The organism is Nostoc sp. ChiQUE02, assembly GCF_034531305.2.
In the GTDB taxonomy this organism is placed as follows: domain Bacteria; phylum Cyanobacteriota; class Cyanobacteriia; order Cyanobacteriales; family Nostocaceae; genus Nostoc.
The window spans coordinates 80387-99035 of record NZ_JAVRBN020000017.1; the positions used below are offsets into that span (position 1 = coordinate 80387).

Here is an 18649-nt window from a genome sequence, read left to right on the forward strand (position 1 = left end):
TAACAAAGGACAAAAAGTCATGTCTCGTATTGGTAAACGTCCAATTACTATTCCCGCCAAAGTCCAAGTGGCGATCGATGGTACGAATATTGTGGTGAAAGGCCCCAAAGGAGAACTTTCTCGCACTCTCACACCCAATGTCTCTGTCTCCCAAGAGGGAGAAATATTACAGGTAAATCGTCGGGATGAAACTCGTACCTCAAAGCAACTGCACGGCTTAAGCCGCACTTTAGTTGCCAACATGGTTGAGGGAGTTTCCCAAGGTTTTCAACGCCGTTTGGAAATCCAAGGTGTTGGTTACAGGGCACAACTTCAAGGGCGTAACCTAGTTTTAAATATGGGTTACAGCCATCAGGTGCAAATTGTTCCCCCAGATGGAATTCAGTTTGCCGTAGAAGGTACCACTAACGTCATTGTCAGCGGCTATGACAAAGAAATCGTAGGTAACACAGCCGCCAAGATTCGTGCCGTTCGTCCACCAGAACCTTACAAAGGTAAAGGCATTCGCTATGCCGGGGAAGTGGTCAGACGGAAAGCTGGTAAGACTGGTAAGGGTGGTAAGAAGTAGAAATGAAACTTACTCGTAGAGAATCAAAAAACCGTCGTCATCGACGCGTTCGTGGCAAAGTTATTGGCTCCCCTGAACGTCCGCGTTTAGCGGTGTTTCGTTCTAATGAGCATATCTATGCCCAGTTAATTGATGATACTCAGCATCAAACCATAGTGGCAGCATCGACTTTAGAACCAGAGTTGAAATCTAGTTTAGCGTCAGGTGCAAACCGCGACGCATCGGTGCAAGTTGGGAAGTTGATCGCAGTGCGATCGCTAGAAAAAGGCATCACCAAAGTAGTCTTCGATCGCGGTGGTAACTTATATCATGGTCGTGTCAAAGCACTAGCTGATGCAGCACGCGAAGCTGGTTTAGATTTCTAAAGTCATTGGTCATTAGTCATTGGTCATTAGTTATTGGACAAATGACAAATGACAAAAGACAAATGACAACTGACAAATGACGTTCATCAGAGCACTAAATTATGGCAACAGAGCGTAAAAGTAGAACAAAGCGTGCCAAAAAAGAAGAAACCACTTGGCAAGAGCGGGTTATCCAAATCCGACGCGTGAGTAAAGTGGTCAAAGGTGGTAAAAAACTCAGCTTCCGAGCGATCGTTGTCGTTGGTAACGAACGCGGTCAGGTTGGTGTCGGAGTAGGCAAAGCTTCAGATGTAATTGGCGCCGTCAAAAAAGGCGTAGCCGACGGCAAAAAACACCTCATTGATATCCCAATCACCAAATCCAACTCCATCCCCCATCCCATTGATGGTGTCGGTGGCGGTGCAAAAGTGATTATGCGTCCGGCCGCACCTGGTACTGGGGTAATTGCTGGTGGTGCTGTGCGAACTGTGTTGGAATTAGCAGGAGTTCGTAACGTTTTAGCCAAGCAACTAGGCTCCAACAATCCGCTCAATAATGCTAGAGCCGCAGTTAATGCCTTATCTACACTGCGTACCCTTTCTGAAGTCGCCGAAGATCGCGGTATTCCTATTCAAAATCTCTACATCTAATTTAGTCATTAGTCATTAGTCATTAGTCATTAGTGAATAACAAAGGACAAATGACAAATGACAAACGACAAATGACAAACGACAAATGAGAACTTGATAACTTATGAGACTCCATGATGTTAAGCCGCAAAAAGGCTCAAAGAAACGCAAGAAGCGTGTAGCTAGAGGTATTTCTGCCGGTCAAGGGGCCAGTGCTGGTTTAGGTATGCGGGGCCAAAAATCTCGTTCTGGTAGTGGTACCAGACCAGGTTTTGAAGGTGGTCAACAGCCGTTGTACCGCCGCTTACCTAAGCTGAAGGGCTTTCCGATTGTTAATCAGAAGATTTACACTACGATTAATGTAGAGAAGCTAGCCTCCCTTCCCGCGAATACGGAAGTAACTTTGACCTCATTGAAAGCCGCAGGTATTCTGACTGCTGTCAAAGGGCCATTGAAAATTTTAGGTAACGGGGAATTGAGCATTCCGCTCAAGGTGCAAGCAGCAGCTTTTACAGGTTCAGCTCGTAGCAAAATTGAGGCAGCTGGTGGTAGTTGTGAAGTCTTATGAGTGAGCCGGAACAGCGCACTTAAATGCAAGCCAACTCGCTGCCAGTGCTTGGTTCACTATAAAGGTAGCACTCTATGATCAGTCGAGATAAAGCCCCAACGGCTCAAGAAACTTTTATGCAGATGGCACAGGCAGCTGGCCTCAGAGGTAGGCTGCTTGTCACCGTCGGTATTTTAATTTTGGTTCGCCTGGGCATCTTCTTGCCCGTCCCAGGTATTGATAGACCGAGATTTGCCGAAGCCATATCCGGCAGTAATTCCATATTCGGCTTATTGGATATATTTTCCGGGCGAGGACTGTCGACTTTGGGAGTCTTTGCTTTAGGAATTTTGCCCTTCATTAATGCGTCTATTATCATCCAATTACTCACCGCGGCGATTCCATCTTTAGAAAATTTACAGAAAAATGAAGGGGAAGCTGGTCGGCGAAAAATATCGCAAATTACCCGCTATGTCACTGTAGGTTGGGCAATTCTTCAAAGTACGGCTTTTTCGGCATTATTCCTCCAGCAATTTGCCTTAAACCCAGGCCCAATCTTCGTAGCTGAAACTGCGATCGCTCTGACTGCTGGTTCCATGTTCGTTATGTGGGCATCAGAACTAATTACAGAACGGGGCATTGGGAACGGAGCATCATTGTTGATTTTTGTCAACATTGTCGCCTCACTACCAAAAGCTTTGGGTGATACCATCGACTTGGTGCAAGTTGGCGGTCGGGAAACAGTAGGCCGCGTGATCGTGCTGATCTTAGTTTTCCTAGCAACAATTGTTGGTATTGTGATTGTGCAGGAAGGAACGCGCCGCATCCCAATTATTTCGGCTCGTCGCCAAGTAGGTCGGCGGGTTTTGGCAGAGCAACGCAGCTATCTGCCCCTGCGGCTAAATCAAGGTGGCGTGATGCCAATTATTTTTGCTGCTGCCATTCTCAGTTTGCCACTGCTGATCGCCAATTTTACTAAGAATGCCGAATTGGCGAATATAGTTAACACTTATCTGAGTCCGAGCGGTTCTAGCTCCTGGGTCTATGCCTTGGTCTACATGATTTCCATCATTTTCTTCAGCTACTTCTATTCTTCGTTGATTCTCAACCCAGTAGATGTGGCGCAGAACTTGAAGAAAATGGGTTCTAGTATTCCTGGAATTCGTCCCGGCAAGGCAACTAGCGAGTATATAGAACGCGTGTCTAACCGACTCACTTTTTTAGGTGCGATCTTTTTGGGCTTGGTTGCTATTATTCCCACCGCCGTAGAAAGCGCTTTGAATGTGAAAACTTTCCAGGGAATAGGTGCTACCTCTTTGTTAATTTTAGTTGGTGTGGCAATTGAGACAGCCAAACAAGTCCAAACATACGTCATCTCTCAGCGCTATGAAGGAATGGTGAAATAATAGTGACGCGATTAATCTTCTTGGGACCGCCTGGAGCTGGTAAAGGAACACAAGCTCAAACTTTGGCTGAACACTTGAATATTCCCCATATTTCTACTGGTGAAATATTAAGACAAGCCATGAAAGAGCAAACTCATTTGGGAATTAAGGCTCAAAGTTATGTTGATAGCGGCGAGTTAGTACCCGACCAGCTAGTGCAGGACTTGGTACAGGAGCGCCTCAGTCAACCAGATGCCAAAAATGGTTGGATTCTTGATGGTTTCCCCCGCAAAGTGACCCAAGCCGCTTTTCTGGAAAAGTTACTGGAAGAAATACATCAGAGTGGCGAAAGGGTAGTCAATCTAGATGCACCAGATGAAATTGTCATAGCACGTTTGCTAGCTAGAGGACGAAAAGATGATACCGAAGAGGTAATTCGTCGTCGTTTAGAAGTGTACCGCGCTGAAACTGCACCTTTAATTGATTATTACGGCGATCGCGAAAAACTCCTAACAGTCAATGGCAATCAGTCCCAAGAAGATGTCACTGGTGAACTACAAAAGGTAATCGCTTCCTGAAAAAGAGGGAGATGAGGGAGTAAATAATTTTCTACTCCCGACTCCCCCCTGCCAAGAAGAAGATCAATTTTAGCTAAGATATATTAATAAACTGTTGATATATTTCTTAAAATGTGTTTCTTTGCAGATGAAGCACTGCAACTGAACACGAAATTGTTGAGTTGAGGAAAAAACAAATTGTCTAAGCAAGATTTGATTGAAATGGAAGGCACGGTTACAGAGTCATTGCCCAATGCGATGTTTCGCGTTGACTTGGACAATGGCTTTAACGTGCTAGCACACATTTCCGGCAAGATTCGCCGAAATTATATCAAGATTTTGCCCGGCGATCGCGTCAAGGTAGAGTTAACTCCCTACGACTTGACCAAAGGCAGAATCACATATCGACTACGAAAGAAGTAAGTATATGTAGAGAATTTTACCATAAAACCATTTTTTTGACGTTTGCTAGTCATTTAAGTGGATTAATTTCCCTATAAATGCTATAATTTTATATTTGGAGTCAAAAAATAAAAGGCATGAAAGTTAGAGCCTCAGTCAAGAAAATCTGTGAAAAGTGTAACGTGATCAAACGTCGTGGTCGCGTTATGGTGATCTGCGTGAACCCCAAGCACAAGCAACGTCAAGGATAACACTCTTACCAACAGAGTGGGTTGTAACACACGTATTATCATTAAAACGAAAAGACGCGATTAATCACGTTTTTCCAACCAACAGTAATTGCGAGAACAATAGGGAGAGTTCATTGTGGCACGTATTGCCGGAGTAGACCTTCCACGCGATAAGCGCGTCGAGATCGGTCTGACTTACATCTACGGAATTGGCTTATCACGCTCTCAAGAAATTATAGCGGCTACTGGTGTGAACCCAGACACCCGCGTTAAGGACTTAAGTGATGCCGATGTGACAGCCCTGCGAGGGGAAATAGAAAGCAACTATCAAGTTGAAGGCGACTTGCGGCGCTTGGAGTCTTTGAACATCAAGCGCTTGGTTGACATTGGTACCTACAGAGGTCGCCGTCATCGCATGGGTTTACCAGTCAGAGGCCAAAGAACTCGCACCAATGCCAGAACCCGTCGAGGCAGAAGGCAGACAGTGGCTGGGAAGAAGAAGGCTCCAGGGAAATAATTTTGCAACGCTTGCTAATCCGAGCAAGTTTTACCTTAAATCAACTAAACAAGTATGGCGAGACAACCAACTAAAAAATCCGGGAGCAAGAAGCAGAAACGGAATGTACCCAGTGGGATGGCCTACATCCAGTCTACTTTCAACAATAGCATTGTCACCATTACCGATCAAAATGGAGATGTCATCTCCTGGGCTAGTGCTGGTTCTAGCGGTTTTAAGGGAGCAAAAAAGGGAACTCCCTTTGCAGCGCAAACTGCTGCTGAAAGTGCAGCCCGTCGAGCTATTGATCAAGGAATGCGTCAAATTGAGGTAATGGTCAGTGGCCCAGGAGCAGGTAGAGAAACCGCTATCCGGGCACTTCAAGGTGCAGGGCTAGAAATTACGCTCATTCGGGATATTACCCCAATTCCTCACAATGGTTGTCGTCCACCCAAGCGTCGTCGAGTTTAAGCACCAAGACTTGGGCAGTGAGGGCGAGAAGTTACAGCCAGCAATGACCGCTTGGACGTATAACGTGCAAATTGTCATTGGGTGAAAGCTTGGGCGACCAGAAGCGTGTCAGATTTTCCAGTTGGGAAAGCTGTTAAACTTCGGACTACCCAAAATATTATCAGCGCCTGCAAGCTCAATAGGGACGTAAAACTATACTGTAATTTCATACTAGTAGTTTGATAGACCTATAATCTACAGGACATAAAGTCAATTCGGGAGGCAATTGATTTGTCTGCTAGCAGCACCTTAGAAAAAGGGAGGCTCATCCGTGGCGCAGTTTCAAATTGAATGTGTAGAGTCGAATACCGAAGAAAGTCGGAACCATTACAGTAAATTTGTTCTGGAACCTCTAGATCGCGGTCAAGGAACAACTGTTGGCAACGCACTGCGGCGGGTTTTACTGTCTAATTTAGAAGGTACAGCAGTTACAGCAGTGCGGATTGCAGGCGTTTCACATGAGTTCGCCACAGTTCCGGGCGTGCGGGAAGATGTGCTGGAAATCCTCATGAAAATGAAGGAAGTTATCCTGAAAAACTATTCTTCGCAGCCCCAAATTGGTAGATTACTTGTTAACGGCCCAGCAACAATCACTGCGGCACATTTTGATTTGCCCAGTGAAGTAGAAGTTATCGATCCTACCCAGTATGTAGCCACCCTCGCTGAGGGAGGAAAACTGGAAATGGAATTTAGGATCGAGAAAGGCAAAGGCTATCGCACTGTAGAGCGAGGACGTGAGGAAGCCACATCGTTGGATTTTCTCCAAATCGACTCAATATTTATGCCAGTGCGAAAAGTCAACTATAGTGTTGAAGAATCTCGTGGGGAAGGCTTGATTCCAAAAGACCGACTGCTGTTGGAAGTTTGGACAAATGGCAGTATTTCCCCCCAAGAAGCACTATCTTCGGCCGCTGGGATCTTGGTAGATTTATTCAACCCGTTGAAAGACATCTCTCTAGAACCAACAGACACAGGTTCGGAGATTCCAGACGACCCAACTGCCCAGATACCCATCGAAGAGTTGCAACTTTCTGTGCGGGCATATAACTGTCTCAAACGGGCACAAGTTAACTCTGTGGCAGATTTGTTGGATTATACCCAAGAAGACCTCTTAGAAATTAAGAACTTTGGCCAGAAGTCAGCAGAAGAGGTTGTGGAAGCTTTGCAGCGACGCTTGGGCATCACCCTGCCAATGGAAAGAGGCTCTAAACACCCTTAAGAAAAACCGTTCATAATTCATAGTGCATAATTATGCGTCACCGTTGTCGCGTCAAAAAACTCAGTAAACCAGCCGATCAACGCCGTGCTTTACTGCGATCGCTCGCCACCGAGCTGATCCGTCATGGTAAGATCACCACCACTTTAATTAGAGCGAAAGTTCTGCGAAGTGAAGTGGAAAAAATGATTACCCTAGCTAAAAATGGCTCCTTGGCAGCGCGCCGGGAAGCCCTTGGCTATATCTTCGACAAACAACTGGTTCACGCTCTATTTGAGCAGGCTCCTACTCGATATGGTAATCGTCAGGGCGGTTATACCCGCATCCTGCATACCGTACCGCGTCGGGGTGATAATGCAAAAATGGCAATAATTGAATTGGTTTAAGTCATTAGTCATTGGTCATTAGTCATTGGTCATTAGTGAATAACAAAGGACAACTGACAAAGGATAAATGACATAGACGCCCTTTGGCGGCTTCCCGTAGGGTAGGACAAAATCTGTATGTTAGAAAGCCACCAGCCTACACAAACTCATCGAGTAGCCTTGGTAATCCAATACCTGGGCACTCACTTTCATGGCTGGCAACGGCAAAAAAAACAGCGGACAGTCCAAGAAGAGATCGAAACAGCGATCGCAACTATTCTTGGGCATCATGTAACATTACACGGTGCCGGGCGAACCGATTCTGGAGTTCACGCTGCTGCTCAAGTAGCCCATTTTGAAGCTACAGGTTTAATTCCGCCTCACAAGTGGGCAACAATCTTAAATAGCTATCTGCCACCAGATATATTAATCAGGGCTTCAGCTAGTGTAGATAACCGTTGGCACGCTCGCTTTAGTGCAGCTTATCGACGATATCGCTACACAATATACACTGAAGATCGACTTAACTTGTTCGTGAGACCCTTCAGTTGGCATTATTATTATGCACCCCTGGATGAATCATTAATTCAAGCTGCCTTGAAACCTCTCTTGGGAAAGCATCACTTAGCTGCTTTTCACCGTGCAGGCTCGAAGCGATCGCATTCCTGGGTAGAGGTGCAAGCAGCAGAGTGTCGTCGCAGTGGGCCATTTATCCATATTGAAATACAGGCAGATGGATTTTTGTATGGCATGGTACGGCTGTTGGTAGGGATGCTGGTACAAGTAGGTTCTGAACAACGAACACTTTCTAGCTTTACCGAACTCTGGAAAGAACAACGTCGAGAAGAAGTGAAACACGCCGCACCGCCCCAAGGCTTGTGCTTGTTGCGAGTCGGCTATCCAGATTTTCCCTTTCCAAAAGAGATTTGGTACGACACCTTGCCAAAGTTCGTCACTAGTCAAGAGTCATTAGTCATTGGTTCTTAGTCATTGGTCATTAGTGAATAACAAAGGGCAACTGACAAAGGACGAAGGACAAAAGGCAAATAACAAATGACAAATGACAAATGACAATTGACTACTGACAATTTAAAAATGACAAAGGACAAATGACAAATGACAACGAGTAAAACATATCTTCCTTCTCAAGCGTCCCTTGAGCGTGAGTGGTACATAGTAGATGCCACCGATAAACGCCTCGGTCGCCTCGCCAGCGAAATTGCCCAGGTTTTAAGAGGCAAAAAGAAACCCGAATATACACCTCACCTAGATACAGGTGACTTCGTAATCGTCATCAATGCTGAGAAAGTAGCAGTCACAGGCAAAAAGCGCACTCAAAAGCTTTACCGTCGCCATTCTGGTCGTCCTGGTGGGATGAAAACCGAAACTTTCGCTAAACTGCAACAGCGCATACCAGAGCGGATTTTAGAACAAGCTGTTAAAGGTATGCTACCTAAAAACAGTCTGGGTAAGCAGTTGTTCACGAAGCTGAAAGTCTACGCTGGACCCACGCATCCCCATGATGCTCAACAACCCAAAGAACTACAAATTAGTACAATTCCTGGAGAAGAAAATTAATGGTAGTAGCAGACGCTAATAGCGGTCGCGCCGTATACTGGGGTACTGGCCGTCGTAAGAACGCAGTAGCAAGGGTACGCTTGGTTCCAGGTACTGGTCAACTGACTGTGAACGGTAAAGATGGAAACTTGTATTTCCAATTTAACGCCAACTACCTGGGAGTCATCAAAGCACCTCTGGAAACTCTGGGACTAGAAAACGAATATGACATTTTGGTGAAAGCAGAAGGCGGCGGCTTGACCGGACAGGCTGATTCTGTTCGTTTGGGAGTTGCTCGTGCTTTGTGTCAACTAGACCCAGATAACCGCCCACCTTTGAAAACCGAAGGTTACTTGACTCGCGATCCGAGAGCAAAAGAGCGGAAGAAATATGGTTTACATAAAGCCCGGAAAGCACCTCAGTACTCCAAGCGATAAACGATTGGGCATTAGTGAAGAAGGTGGTAGGTTACAGGGAACAGGTGATAGTTTTCTGTTACCTGTAACCTTTTCCCTGTCTCCTTCTTCTAGCCGTAATTGAAACCTGAAAGTTATAATTGATATAGATTCATCACAAAAAGAACAATGGCTAAAGCTGATATTCACCCCAAGTGGTATCCAGATGCTAAAGTTTACTGCAACGGTCAAGTTGTTATGACCATTGGCTCTACCAAGCCAGAATTGCACGTAGATGTTTGGTCTGGAAATCACCCATTTTACACTGGCACTCAGAAGATTATTGACACTGAGGGTCGAGTAGAGCGCTTCCTCCGCAAGTACGGTATGAGCAGCACTCAAGCATCTGGCGACGATCAAAACAAAAAGTAGCGGGTTGGCTCTGCTGTTAACGACGGCCCTGCATCAGCTGGGTCGATTTTCATTTATATGCTCGAGCCAATTTGTTATTTTTTTAAGGAGCGATCGCACTCGTCATGGCTGAATCATACTTACTGGACAAACTAAAATCCGTTGAACAAACTTTTAATGAATTGACACGCCGTCTTGGCGACCCCGATACCGCTAGCAATCCTGATGAGTATCAAGAAATTGCTAAGTCTCGTTCTTCTTTGGAAGAGGTCGTTAATACTTATGAAATTTGGAAAACGGCCCAAGAAGACTTGATCGGAGCGCGTCAGGTTTACAAAGAATCTGCAAGTGACCCAGAGTTGCAAGAAATGGCATCACTGGAAGTAAAAGAACTTGAAGAAAAAATAGAACATTTAGAGTCTCGCTTGAAAGTCTTACTGCTACCACGCGACCCCAATGATGAAAAGAATATCATGTTGGAAATTCGCGCTGGTACTGGTGGCGATGAAGCGAGTATTTGGGCTGGCGATTTGATGCAGATGTACACTCGCTATGCTCAGACTCAAGGTTGGAAAGTTTCTCTAGTGAGCGAATCTCGTGGAGAAATGGGTGGCTGGAAAGAAGTCATTCTCGAAATTAAAGGTAATGATGTTTACAGCCAGCTAAAGTTTGAAGCTGGAGTGCATCGTGTGCAGCGCGTGCCGGCAACAGAATCTGGGGGACGGGTTCATACTTCCACAGCTACCGTAGCGATTATGCCAGAAGTCGATGATGTGGAAATTCACATTGACCCAAAAGATATTGAAATGACTACAGCTCGTTCTGGTGGTGCTGGTGGGCAAAACGTCAACAAGGTGGAAACAGCCGTTGACTTGATGCACAAACCGACGGGAATACGCATTTTCTGTACAGAAGAACGCAGCCAGTTGCAAAACAAAGAACGGGCGATGCAAATTCTGCGGGCGAAGTTGTATGACATCAAGTTAAGCGAACAACAAGCAGCTGTAACTTCCATGCGGCGATCGCAGGTTGGTACTGGATCGCGATCGGAAAAAATTCGCACCTATAATTATAAAGATAACCGGGCTACCGATCATCGGTTAGGTCAGAATTATTCCCTTACCCCTGTTTTAGATGGTGATTTAGAAACGCTTATCCAATCTTGTATATCTCTAGACCAGCAGGAACGTCTCGCGGAGTTAGCGACTTCTGCCGCTAACTAATTTTCCTGTTATAAATCTTGTAAAACCACTTGTTGTACTGTTACTTTTAACACACACAGGTGGTTTTCTAATATCGTGTGGAGTATATCTTCTATTTCACTGGGATAATGGTAATAAGCAAATTCGTACTTCATAATGTAATTTAACTTCGCCCATTCCTTCAGGGTTTGACAGGTATAAATTAGCTTTTGGGCTTCTTCTTGCCAACGCGCAAAAATCCGGTAGCTAAAAAAGCTGCTGCATATATTGCCTTTTACATCCCAGTAGGAAATACACACTTGATGCTTCAGAAGGTGGATTTTTTTGATTTGCTTTACATCGTAGCCTTTAACTTTTAAAGCTTCTTTGGTTTCTGCGTCAGAAATGTTCCACTGTTCTGGTTTAATTTTATTAGTGGCTATAAGGTTTTTACCTTTGCGGCGATATTGGTTAATTTTGCGTGGCTTGCGAAACATGATGCACCTTCGATATTATTTCTCGCAGCAAAGTCTAGCTACTAGCACAAGCGCCGTAGCAAACTAAGTTTTTTGGGTTGGTTAAAGATAGATGGGTTATTCTACTAGCTTGATGCCTATAGTTGCCGATTTAAAACCAGAGATATAGTTTAGTACTAAAACACAAGGCTGTCAATATAAAAGTAAACTTGTAATATTGAAAGTAGACTTGTAAATAAAGTTGGCTAGCTATATAAGCAGTGAAGATCGAAAGCAAACAAAAACTGATTGAAATCATTAAACTAGCTCGCGGTTCAATGAGTCAGCGAGCATTTGGTAAGCTTTTGGGGGTATCTGCTACTGCTGTTCAGATGTGGGAAAAAGGCGTGAAGGTGCCAGATACAGAAAATTTGGCTCGAATCGCATCGAAAGCAGGCTACACAATGGAAGAGTTAATCAGCTGCATAGATGGCAAGCCAATTCCAGAAACTTCAGATTTGAGTCTGATTCTTAGACAAATCCAGCACATGCCTTTGGCCCAAGTGGCTCAAATTGTCCAAGCTGCGGCAGATAGATTGGCTGCTGTGGCTGAAGCATCTGGGGATGAAGCAAAAGCAAGTTGAATATTTGTTCAGGATTGAATTTAAATCATCAAACTAGCTCGCGATCTTTTGCTGTCAAGATTCAACTCTATGGACAAACCTTTTTTGTATGACCAAGACTTCTATGGCTGGACACAGCAGCAGGCTAAAGCGTTAGAGCAGAGGCTAGTTATGGAACTAGACTGGCAGCACCTGCAAGAGGAAATTCAAGCTTTGGGGAGACAGGAATATCGGGAACTCGTGAGTCGTCTGAGTGTATTACTCGGTCATCTCTTGAAGTGGGAGTATCAACCCGAACAACGCTCTCGCAGTTGGTTTTTAACAATTCGAGAACAGCGTCGCGCCATCAATAGGCATCTGCGTCAGAACCCTAGCTTAAAGTCTCGAATAGAAGAAGCTTTGTTAGATGGCTTTGAAGCGGGAGTCGATTTAGCGCTACGAGAAACTAACTTACCATTACGAACTTTTCCAGAGCATTGCCCGTATTTATTTGATGATGCGATCGCATACAATTTTCTGTGCGATATTCGTCAAGACTGGGAAGGATAATTCCTGCCATTTTTCTTACAATCATTTGTTATTTGGAGATACCTTAAGTAGAACGAGGTGAAAAAATTATATAGTTATAAGTTTTACTCAAAGGTAGTTAGATATAGTTACATCTATGAAACAATTAATAGAAAATGTAAAACAAACTATAGCGCAAAAAGAAATACTTTGGGCTTATCCAATTGCACTGAAATTACAAAAATATCACTATAGTTTGGCAATCCAATGGGCAATAGAATGCATACAAATATATTCATCCGAGATTGAATCGGACAAACTCTCCCAGCTTAATAAATATATTCAGCAAGCTTTGTCAGAGCCAAATTTTTTAACTCCTTTACAGTGTGATGAAATTAGTCGAGAAATATGGTATTTGCCTGAAAGGGAAGAAATTCAAACTGCAATAGCTCGACTATGGGGTTCTATGGCAGCTTTTAAAGATGGAGAGGATCGTGGTGGAGTAATCGAAACCACTAGGGCAGTCGAATTAGTATTACCTGATATATCCGATCGTCGTCTATTAGATCGATACCTGGAAGCTGCTGTAATAATTTTTGAAGAATACGAATCACAAAACTAGGCGTGTGAGTAGCAAAATCGCATTGATTCACCTGGTGATCGCTAATTTTGGCTGAGTTAGAGGTTCTGGTAGAAATACATAACGGCTGCACAAACTAAGTCCGTCTGCGTGGACTCCAGCAAGTTGAAACCCACGAAGGTGGGTTTTGTTTGTATCGCTGCGGTTTCTAATCGCCAGTGCTAGGGTATTTTACTGGCAGTTAAGGAATAAATGGTTTTAAAATGGTGCAATCTTAAAATATTTAGGGGTGCAGCTATGTCGCTACGCAATGAGCCTTTAGATTGGCAACTTGAAACGAACAATCCTTATATACCAGTTTATCATCAAGGGAATTTGGTGGGATTTTTTAAACCAGAATATGCCAGTGAAATTATTAAAAATTTAAATGAAGAAGAAGTTTTAAAGAAAGCACTCAAAATGGCTTGTACTGATTTAATTAAAAAACTTGGCGGCGATACCAGAAAAGTCAATTATTTAATGGAAAAATATGTAAAAACTAGTGAGCGTCCCAAGCATGGAACTAGAGCGATCGCAGTTTTACTTCAGGATAGGCAAAAAGAGCTTGACTTGAGTAACCAGGAGTTTGCTAAATTCTGCGATACCTTTAAATTATCTCCCACTGAACTGAATAATATCTATGCTGGAGAAGTATTTGATGATAGTTTGTTAGCGCCTCTTTCACGTATATTAGGGATTGCAAAAGAGCAATTGCTGAAAGTGCGAGATGGTTCTGAAGAATCAAATAACACATGAACAGCAAATCAAAATATTCAAATAATATAAAATCGTGAAAACAGACATCATCTTTTATCGGCTGTTTCAAGAATTTCCTGATATCTTCTTTGAAATTATTGGTAATTCTCCAGAAGAGGCTAGCCTTTATCAATTTTCATCAGTTGAAATCAAACAAACAGCCTTCAGAATCGATGGTGTGTTTCTACCTACACAAGGAAGCGAGAACCCGATTTACTTTGTTGAAGTGCAATTTCAAACTGATGGGGAAATTTATTCACGGCTAATTGCAGAAATATGTTTATACCTCCGTCAGAATCAACCATTAAATGACTGGGGTGCTGTGGTTTTATACCCAAACAGGAATGTAGATACAGGAGATATCAAACATTACCGTGAGTTTTTCACAAGTGGGCGCGTCAGGCGCATTTATTTGGATGAATTAGGTGAAGGTGCATCGCTTCCAATTGGCATTGCAACTGCTAAATTAGTAATTGCAACTAACGATATAGCGATCGCACAAGCAAGGGAGTTGATAGTCAGAACCAAGTCAGAGATAATCTCACCATCAAAACAGCAACAATTATTACAATTTATAGAGACTATTTTGGCTTACAAATTTCCTGCAATGAGTAGGGAGGAGATGGAAGAAATGTTTGGCTTAAGTGAGTTAAAGCAAACCAGATTTTATCAGGAAGCTTTTCAGGAAGGTGTTGAACAAGGTATTGAACAAGGTGAGGTTAGAGGTGAGATTAAAGGGAAACTCAAAGCAGTACCAGCAATGTTGGCAGCAGGGTTGACTGTAGAACAAGTAGCAGAGGCGTTAGATTTGAGTGCCGAAGAAGTTAGACAAGTAACACAAAGCCAGCCTTGAGATAGATGTGGTAAATTTTATCCGTGGCTCAAGCCAAATTTGGTTTGGGGCTTCCAGACTTTCTCACGACGAATTTATAGTTAATTTTTGTTAATATTAGAGGCGGTGTTAGTACTTCGTCCTCAACCACCCACTCCCTACCTGAGAGAAACTTAATGCTGCGACTAGAACATATAAGTAAAATTTATCCCACAGGCGAAGTTCTCAAAGATATCAACTGGGAAGTTAAACCAGGCGATCGCATTGGCTTAGTCGGTGTCAACGGTGCTGGAAAATCTACCCAACTCAAAATCATCTCTGGGGAAATTGAACCCACCGCAGGCGAAATTATCCGTCCTAATAGCTTACATATAGCCTACCTCAACCAAGAGTTTGAAGTAGACCCCACCCGCACCGTTAGAGAAGAATTTTGGACTGTCTTCAAAGAAGCCAACGAAGTACAGTTATCTCTGGCGCACATACCACAAGAGATGGAAACGGCTACTCCAGAGGAACTGGATCGACTGATCGACAAGTTGGATCGCTTGCAGCGCAAATTTGAAGCCTTGGATGGTTACAACTTAGATGCACGCATCGGGAAAATTTTACCAGAGATGGGGTTTGGGCTAGAAGATGGCGATCGCCTCGTCAGTGCCTTCAGTGGTGGTTGGCAAATGCGGATGAGCTTAGGTAAAATTCTCCTGCAAAAACCTGACTTGTTGCTGCTGGATGAACCGACTAACCACCTAGATTTAGAAACCATTGAGTGGTTGGAAAATTACCTCAGAGGGCTGATTACGCCTATGGTAATAGTCTCCCATGACCGGGAGTTCCTTGACCGCCTCTGCACCCAAATTGTGGAAACTGAACGTGGTGTTTCCAGTACCTACCTTGGTAACTACTCGGCATATTTGGAACAAAAAGCCGAAAGTCAATCAGCACAACTGAGTGCTTACGAACGCCAGCAGAAAGAATTAGAGAAACAACAAACCTTTGTTGATAGATTCCGCGCCAGTGCTACCCGCAGTACCCAGGCAAAAAGCCGGGAAAAGCAACTCGACAAAATCGAGCGCATTGAAGCACCCATTGCTGGGGTAAGAACTCTACATTTCCGTTTTCCGCCTGCACCCCGCAGTGGACGCGAGGTAGTGGACATTAAAGATTTAACTCATCTTTATGGTGATAAAATCTTGTTTTTGGCAGCAAATCTTCTAATTGAAAGAGGCGATCGCATTGCTTTTCTTGGTCCCAATGGTGCTGGGAAATCCACCCTTCTACGTGTAATTATGGGTATGGAACCACCCACAGAAGGTAGCGTTCAATTAGGGGATCATAATGTTATTCCTGGCTACTTTGAGCAAAATCAAGCTGAAGCCTTGGATTTGAAGAAAACTGTCATGGAAACTATCCATGATGAAGTTCCCGACTGGGATAATCAAGAAGTTCGCACACTTTTGGGACGCTTCTTATTCACTGGTGATACTGTATTTAAGGCAGTTGGAGCATTAAGTGGAGGAGAAAAAGCTCGTTTGGCATTGGCAAAAATGCTCTTACGTCCTGCGAACTTACTAATTTTAGACGAGCCGACAAACCACCTAGATATTCCAGCTAAAGAAATGCTGGAAGAAGCGCTCCAAAACTATGATGGTACGGCAATTGTAGTCTCTCATGACCGCTACTTTATCTCTCAAGTAGCAAACAAGATCGTAGAAATTCGTGATGGCGAATTCCGTGTCTATTTAGGAGATTATCATTACTATCTCCAGAAAATTGCCGAAGAAAAAGAACAAGCAAAATTAGCTGCAATAGAAGCCGAAAAAGCAGCGAAAAAAGCTGCTAAAGCTGCTAAAGCTTCTACAAAAAGGAAATGAAAAACTAGAAAACGACTTAGTAGTAGTGTTTTCGGGCTACTACTAAGTAATAACTCCTTAATTAGCGTTTAAAAACATCACAGGAAAATTACTAAAATTTAAAAAATATTTCAAAAAACTGCAAGTCCTTCATAAAAGAAGTTAATAAGCAAAAATTCACTTGCGGCGTGGATTAGCAGTGGTATCATTCGGGTATTACAAAAAGTAAAGGGCAATTTTACTATGACCAAAGCACCTGTTGCTCCTGTGGTGCTAGTCATTTTAGACGGATGGGGCTACTGCGAGGAAACGCGAGGAAACGCCATTACTGCTGCTAAAACTCCCATCGTGGACAGTTTATGGGCAGCTTACCCGCATACCCTCATCCACACATCAGGAAAAGCCGTAGGGTTGCCAGAGGGTCAAATGGGCAACTCGGAAGTTGGTCATTTGAACATTGGTGCTGGACGAGTGGTACCGCAAGAACTGGTACGCATCTCTGATGCGGTCGAAGACGGTTCTATTGCCTTAAACCCAGCACTCGTCAAAATTTGCCAGGAAGTTCGCTCTCGGAATAGCAAGCTGCATCTAGTAGGCCTTTGTTCTGAGGGAGGGGTACATTCTCATATCACCCATCTATTCGGACTACTTGACTTAGCCAAAGACCAGCGAATTCCAGAAGTTTGTATCCACGCTATCACCGATGGTCGTGACACCGCCCCAACTGACGGTGTAAAAGCAATCACACTGCTGCAAGATTATATTGACCGCACAGGAATTGGGCGCATAGTCACCCTCAGCGGTCGCTACTACGCGATGGATCGCGATCACCGCTGGGATCGGGTCAAACGCGCCTACGACGTGATGACTCAAGATGGTGTGGGTGATAATCGCAACGCTGTGGAAATCTTGCAAGCATCTTACGCCGAAGGGGTAAAAGATGAATTTGTCAACCCCATCCGAATTGCACCAGGTGCAATAGAACCAGGGGATGGGGTGATATTTTTCAACTTCCGCCCCGATCGCTCCAGACAACTGACTCAAGCTTTGGTCAGTCCCACTTTTAATGGTTTTGAAAGACAGCAAATCACACCCCTGTCTTTTGTCACCTTTACACAGTATGATTCAGACTTACCTGTGGCTGTAGCCTTTGAGCCTCAGAATCTCAGTAACATTCTGGGAGAAGTGATAGCCAATCATAGTCTGAATCAGTTCCGCACCGCCGAAACAGAAAAGTACGCCCACGTCACCTATTTCTTTAATGGGGGTCTAGAGGAACCTTTTGCTGGTGAAGATCGGGAACTGGTAAGCAGCCCAATGGTAGCGACTTACGATCATGCCCCAGCGATGTCAGCAGCAGCAGTTACAGATGTTGCGATCGCTGCGATCCAAAAGGGCACCTATTCTCTAGTTGTGATTAACTATGCCAACCCAGACATGGTAGGGCATACTGGTCAAATCGACGCTACCATTACAGCAATTGAAACAGTTGATCGCTGTTTGGGACGCTTGTTAGAAAGCGTTATCAAAGCCGGTGGTACAACAATTATTACTGCCGATCATGGCAACGCTGAGTATATGCTAGATGATGGGGGTAATCCCTGGACGGCTCATACCACTAACCCAGTCCCCTTCATCTTGGTGGAAGGAGAGAAAGTCAAAATCCCTGGATATGGTACAAATGTCGAACTGCGAAGCGATGGCAAGCTATCCGACATCGCCCCTACAATTCTAGAGATTTTACAGCTGCCTCAGCCACCAGAAATGACCGGGCGATCGCTGCTGAAAACAGCAGAATATGAGCTGCAACGCACTCGCACCCCTGTGCAAGTAGGGCTGTAAAAAAGTTAGGAGTTAATAGTGAAGAGTGATGAATTAAAACTTTCCTAACTCCTGTACAGACGCGATTAATCGCGTCTCTAACTCCTAACGCTGACTCCTCTTTTTTGAAACTTTTTATAAATGAGATTGCTACCATGACAGTTACTAATATCGTGCAAGGCATTTGGGCGTTTTCCGCCACTGGTTTGATTATCTTAGTTTTACTGCATAGCCCTAAAGGTGATGGCGTTGGGGCCATTGGCGGACAAGCCCAGCTATTTAGCAGCACCAAAAGTGCAGAAAACACTTTAAACCGAATTACTTGGGCATTGACAGTAATTTTTCTCGGTTTAACAGTAGTCTTAAGTGCTGGTTGGCTGCCTAAATAAGGAT

26 protein-coding genes are annotated in these 18649 nt (G+C 44.1%); 25 read left to right on the forward strand and 1 reads right to left on the reverse strand.

What is annotated here, in order from left to right:
* The first annotated feature begins 19 nt into the window (after positions 1-19).
* The 17 genes from rplF to prfA all read left to right on the forward strand — a co-directional run bounded on the left by rplF (position 20) and on the right by prfA (position 10835).
* Positions 20-568: a 50S ribosomal protein L6 gene (gene rplF, locus RM347_RS18750; RefSeq protein WP_322717807.1), complete on the forward strand. Its 549-nt coding sequence runs from the start codon at positions 20-22 to the stop codon at positions 566-568.
* A gap of 2 nt (positions 569-570) precedes the next feature.
* Positions 571-933, forward strand: coding sequence for a 50S ribosomal protein L18 (gene rplR / locus RM347_RS18755; protein ID WP_322717808.1), 363 nt, complete (start codon positions 571-573; stop codon positions 931-933).
* A 101-nt stretch (positions 934-1034) separates the two neighbouring features.
* Positions 1035-1562, forward strand: coding sequence for a 30S ribosomal protein S5 (rpsE, locus tag RM347_RS18760; RefSeq protein WP_012410709.1), 528 nt, complete (start codon positions 1035-1037; stop codon positions 1560-1562).
* Between the two features lie 103 nt (positions 1563-1665).
* Positions 1666-2109: a 50S ribosomal protein L15 gene (gene rplO / locus RM347_RS18765; RefSeq protein ID WP_104906408.1), complete on the forward strand. Its 444-nt coding sequence runs from the start codon at positions 1666-1668 to the stop codon at positions 2107-2109.
* A gap of 74 nt (positions 2110-2183) precedes the next feature.
* Positions 2184-3494: a preprotein translocase subunit SecY gene (gene secY / locus RM347_RS18770; protein WP_322717809.1), complete on the forward strand. Its 1311-nt coding sequence runs from the start codon at positions 2184-2186 to the stop codon at positions 3492-3494.
* Between the two features lie 2 nt (positions 3495-3496).
* Entirely contained in the window at positions 3497-4051 is a 555-nt protein-coding gene (locus RM347_RS18775) for an adenylate kinase (protein ID WP_322717810.1), read from the forward strand.
* Positions 4052-4228: 177 nt separating this feature from the next.
* Positions 4229-4453 (forward strand): translation initiation factor IF-1, encoded by a 225-nt coding sequence (gene infA / locus RM347_RS18780; protein ID WP_006276978.1) that lies wholly within the window; start codon positions 4229-4231, stop codon positions 4451-4453.
* 116 nt (positions 4454-4569) lie between these two features.
* Positions 4570-4683 (forward strand): 50S ribosomal protein L36, encoded by a 114-nt coding sequence (gene rpmJ, locus RM347_RS18785; RefSeq protein WP_015129703.1) that lies wholly within the window; start codon positions 4570-4572, stop codon positions 4681-4683.
* A 115-nt stretch (positions 4684-4798) separates the two neighbouring features.
* The gene (rpsM, locus tag RM347_RS18790) at positions 4799-5179 is read left to right on the forward strand and encodes a 30S ribosomal protein S13 (protein ID WP_069070762.1); all 381 of its coding nucleotides are present in this window, start codon (positions 4799-4801) and stop codon (positions 5177-5179) included.
* A 54-nt stretch (positions 5180-5233) separates the two neighbouring features.
* On the forward strand, positions 5234-5629 hold the full coding sequence (rpsK, locus tag RM347_RS18795) for a 30S ribosomal protein S11 (protein WP_012410703.1): 396 nt from the start codon (positions 5234-5236) through the stop codon (positions 5627-5629).
* 310 nt (positions 5630-5939) lie between these two features.
* On the forward strand, positions 5940-6887 hold the full coding sequence (locus tag RM347_RS18800; protein ID WP_322717811.1) for a DNA-directed RNA polymerase subunit alpha: 948 nt from the start codon (positions 5940-5942) through the stop codon (positions 6885-6887).
* Between the two features lie 32 nt (positions 6888-6919).
* On the forward strand, positions 6920-7270 hold the full coding sequence (gene rplQ, locus RM347_RS18805) for a 50S ribosomal protein L17 (protein ID WP_229460557.1): 351 nt from the start codon (positions 6920-6922) through the stop codon (positions 7268-7270).
* A 117-nt stretch (positions 7271-7387) separates the two neighbouring features.
* The gene (gene truA / locus RM347_RS18810) at positions 7388-8236 is read left to right on the forward strand and encodes a tRNA pseudouridine(38-40) synthase TruA (protein WP_322717812.1); all 849 of its coding nucleotides are present in this window, start codon (positions 7388-7390) and stop codon (positions 8234-8236) included.
* A gap of 129 nt (positions 8237-8365) precedes the next feature.
* Positions 8366-8827: a 50S ribosomal protein L13 gene (rplM, locus tag RM347_RS18815; protein WP_322717813.1), complete on the forward strand. Its 462-nt coding sequence runs from the start codon at positions 8366-8368 to the stop codon at positions 8825-8827.
* Positions 8827-9243, forward strand: a complete 417-nt coding sequence (gene rpsI / locus RM347_RS18820) for a 30S ribosomal protein S9 (RefSeq protein WP_229460561.1) — start codon at positions 8827-8829, stop codon at positions 9241-9243. Before rplM ends, rpsI begins: the two co-directional genes overlap by 1 nt.
* Before the next feature lie 147 nt (positions 9244-9390).
* Positions 9391-9633 (forward strand): 50S ribosomal protein L31, encoded by a 243-nt coding sequence (rpmE, locus tag RM347_RS18825; RefSeq protein ID WP_229483376.1) that lies wholly within the window; start codon positions 9391-9393, stop codon positions 9631-9633.
* A 104-nt stretch (positions 9634-9737) separates the two neighbouring features.
* Positions 9738-10835 carry a peptide chain release factor 1 gene (gene prfA / locus RM347_RS18830; protein WP_163927947.1) on the forward strand — a complete coding sequence of 366 codons (1098 nt, stop codon included), beginning with the start codon at positions 9738-9740 and terminating at the stop codon, positions 10833-10835.
* Between the two features lie 8 nt (positions 10836-10843).
* Here the strand turns inward: prfA and RM347_RS18835 are convergent, their stop codons facing one another.
* Positions 10844-11290, reverse strand: coding sequence for a hypothetical protein (locus tag RM347_RS18835; protein WP_322717814.1), 447 nt, complete (start codon positions 11288-11290; stop codon positions 10844-10846).
* A gap of 239 nt (positions 11291-11529) precedes the next feature.
* Here RM347_RS18835 and RM347_RS18840 point away from each other — a divergent pair, with 239 nt between their 5' ends.
* From RM347_RS18840 to secG, 8 genes are all read left to right on the forward strand, one after another.
* Positions 11530-11892 (forward strand): helix-turn-helix domain-containing protein, encoded by a 363-nt coding sequence (locus RM347_RS18840; protein ID WP_012410694.1) that lies wholly within the window; start codon positions 11530-11532, stop codon positions 11890-11892.
* Between the two features lie 69 nt (positions 11893-11961).
* Entirely contained in the window at positions 11962-12420 is a 459-nt protein-coding gene (locus RM347_RS18845) for a DUF29 domain-containing protein (protein ID WP_322717815.1), read from the forward strand.
* A gap of 115 nt (positions 12421-12535) precedes the next feature.
* Entirely contained in the window at positions 12536-13000 is a 465-nt protein-coding gene (locus RM347_RS18850; RefSeq protein WP_322717816.1) for a hypothetical protein, read from the forward strand.
* A 255-nt stretch (positions 13001-13255) separates the two neighbouring features.
* Positions 13256-13753: a hypothetical protein gene (locus RM347_RS18855; protein WP_322717817.1), complete on the forward strand. Its 498-nt coding sequence runs from the start codon at positions 13256-13258 to the stop codon at positions 13751-13753.
* A 34-nt stretch (positions 13754-13787) separates the two neighbouring features.
* Positions 13788-14606, forward strand: a complete 819-nt coding sequence (locus RM347_RS18860) for an Rpn family recombination-promoting nuclease/putative transposase (protein ID WP_322717818.1) — start codon at positions 13788-13790, stop codon at positions 14604-14606.
* Between the two features lie 155 nt (positions 14607-14761).
* Positions 14762-16456 carry an ABC-F family ATP-binding cassette domain-containing protein gene (locus RM347_RS18865; RefSeq protein WP_322717819.1) on the forward strand — a complete coding sequence of 565 codons (1695 nt, stop codon included), beginning with the start codon at positions 14762-14764 and terminating at the stop codon, positions 16454-16456.
* A gap of 222 nt (positions 16457-16678) precedes the next feature.
* Positions 16679-18277, forward strand: a complete 1599-nt coding sequence (gpmI, locus tag RM347_RS18870) for a 2,3-bisphosphoglycerate-independent phosphoglycerate mutase (RefSeq protein WP_322717820.1) — start codon at positions 16679-16681, stop codon at positions 18275-18277.
* A gap of 134 nt (positions 18278-18411) precedes the next feature.
* Positions 18412-18645, forward strand: coding sequence for a preprotein translocase subunit SecG (secG, locus tag RM347_RS18875; RefSeq protein ID WP_322717821.1), 234 nt, complete (start codon positions 18412-18414; stop codon positions 18643-18645).
* The last annotated feature ends 4 nt before the right edge of the window (positions 18646-18649 follow it).

What these genes read in the sequence shown, in the direction of transcription:
- gpmI (WP_322717820.1), top strand. Translation starts at nt 16,679, where the DNA reads ATGACCAAAGCACCTGTTGCTCCTGTGGTGCTAGTCATTTTAGACGGA.
- RM347_RS18850 (WP_322717816.1), top strand. Translation starts at nt 12,536, where the DNA reads ATGAAACAATTAATAGAAAATGTAAAACAAACTATAGCGCAAAAAGAA.
- RM347_RS18835 (WP_322717814.1), bottom strand. Translation starts at nt 11,290, where the DNA reads ATGTTTCGCAAGCCACGCAAAATTAACCAATATCGCCGCAAAGGTAAA.
- rplR (WP_322717808.1), top strand. Translation starts at nt 571, where the DNA reads ATGAAACTTACTCGTAGAGAATCAAAAAACCGTCGTCATCGACGCGTT.
- rplO (WP_104906408.1), top strand. Translation starts at nt 1,666, where the DNA reads ATGAGACTCCATGATGTTAAGCCGCAAAAAGGCTCAAAGAAACGCAAG.
- rplM (WP_322717813.1), top strand. Translation starts at nt 8,366, where the DNA reads ATGACAACGAGTAAAACATATCTTCCTTCTCAAGCGTCCCTTGAGCGT.
- rpsI (WP_229460561.1), top strand. Translation starts at nt 8,827, where the DNA reads ATGGTAGTAGCAGACGCTAATAGCGGTCGCGCCGTATACTGGGGTACT.
- truA (WP_322717812.1), top strand. Translation starts at nt 7,388, where the DNA reads ATGTTAGAAAGCCACCAGCCTACACAAACTCATCGAGTAGCCTTGGTA.
- rplF (WP_322717807.1), top strand. Translation starts at nt 20, where the DNA reads ATGTCTCGTATTGGTAAACGTCCAATTACTATTCCCGCCAAAGTCCAA.
- secG (WP_322717821.1), top strand. Translation starts at nt 18,412, where the DNA reads ATGACAGTTACTAATATCGTGCAAGGCATTTGGGCGTTTTCCGCCACT.
- prfA (WP_163927947.1), top strand. Translation starts at nt 9,738, where the DNA reads ATGGCTGAATCATACTTACTGGACAAACTAAAATCCGTTGAACAAACT.
- RM347_RS18845 (WP_322717815.1), top strand. Translation starts at nt 11,962, where the DNA reads ATGGACAAACCTTTTTTGTATGACCAAGACTTCTATGGCTGGACACAG.
- RM347_RS18855 (WP_322717817.1), top strand. Translation starts at nt 13,256, where the DNA reads ATGTCGCTACGCAATGAGCCTTTAGATTGGCAACTTGAAACGAACAAT.
- rpsK (WP_012410703.1), top strand. Translation starts at nt 5,234, where the DNA reads ATGGCGAGACAACCAACTAAAAAATCCGGGAGCAAGAAGCAGAAACGG.
- rpsE (WP_012410709.1), top strand. Translation starts at nt 1,035, where the DNA reads ATGGCAACAGAGCGTAAAAGTAGAACAAAGCGTGCCAAAAAAGAAGAA.
- rpmE (WP_229483376.1), top strand. Translation starts at nt 9,391, where the DNA reads ATGGCTAAAGCTGATATTCACCCCAAGTGGTATCCAGATGCTAAAGTT.
- rpmJ (WP_015129703.1), top strand. Translation starts at nt 4,570, where the DNA reads ATGAAAGTTAGAGCCTCAGTCAAGAAAATCTGTGAAAAGTGTAACGTG.
- rplQ (WP_229460557.1), top strand. Translation starts at nt 6,920, where the DNA reads ATGCGTCACCGTTGTCGCGTCAAAAAACTCAGTAAACCAGCCGATCAA.
- RM347_RS18865 (WP_322717819.1), top strand. Translation starts at nt 14,762, where the DNA reads ATGCTGCGACTAGAACATATAAGTAAAATTTATCCCACAGGCGAAGTT.
- secY (WP_322717809.1), top strand. Translation starts at nt 2,184, where the DNA reads ATGATCAGTCGAGATAAAGCCCCAACGGCTCAAGAAACTTTTATGCAG.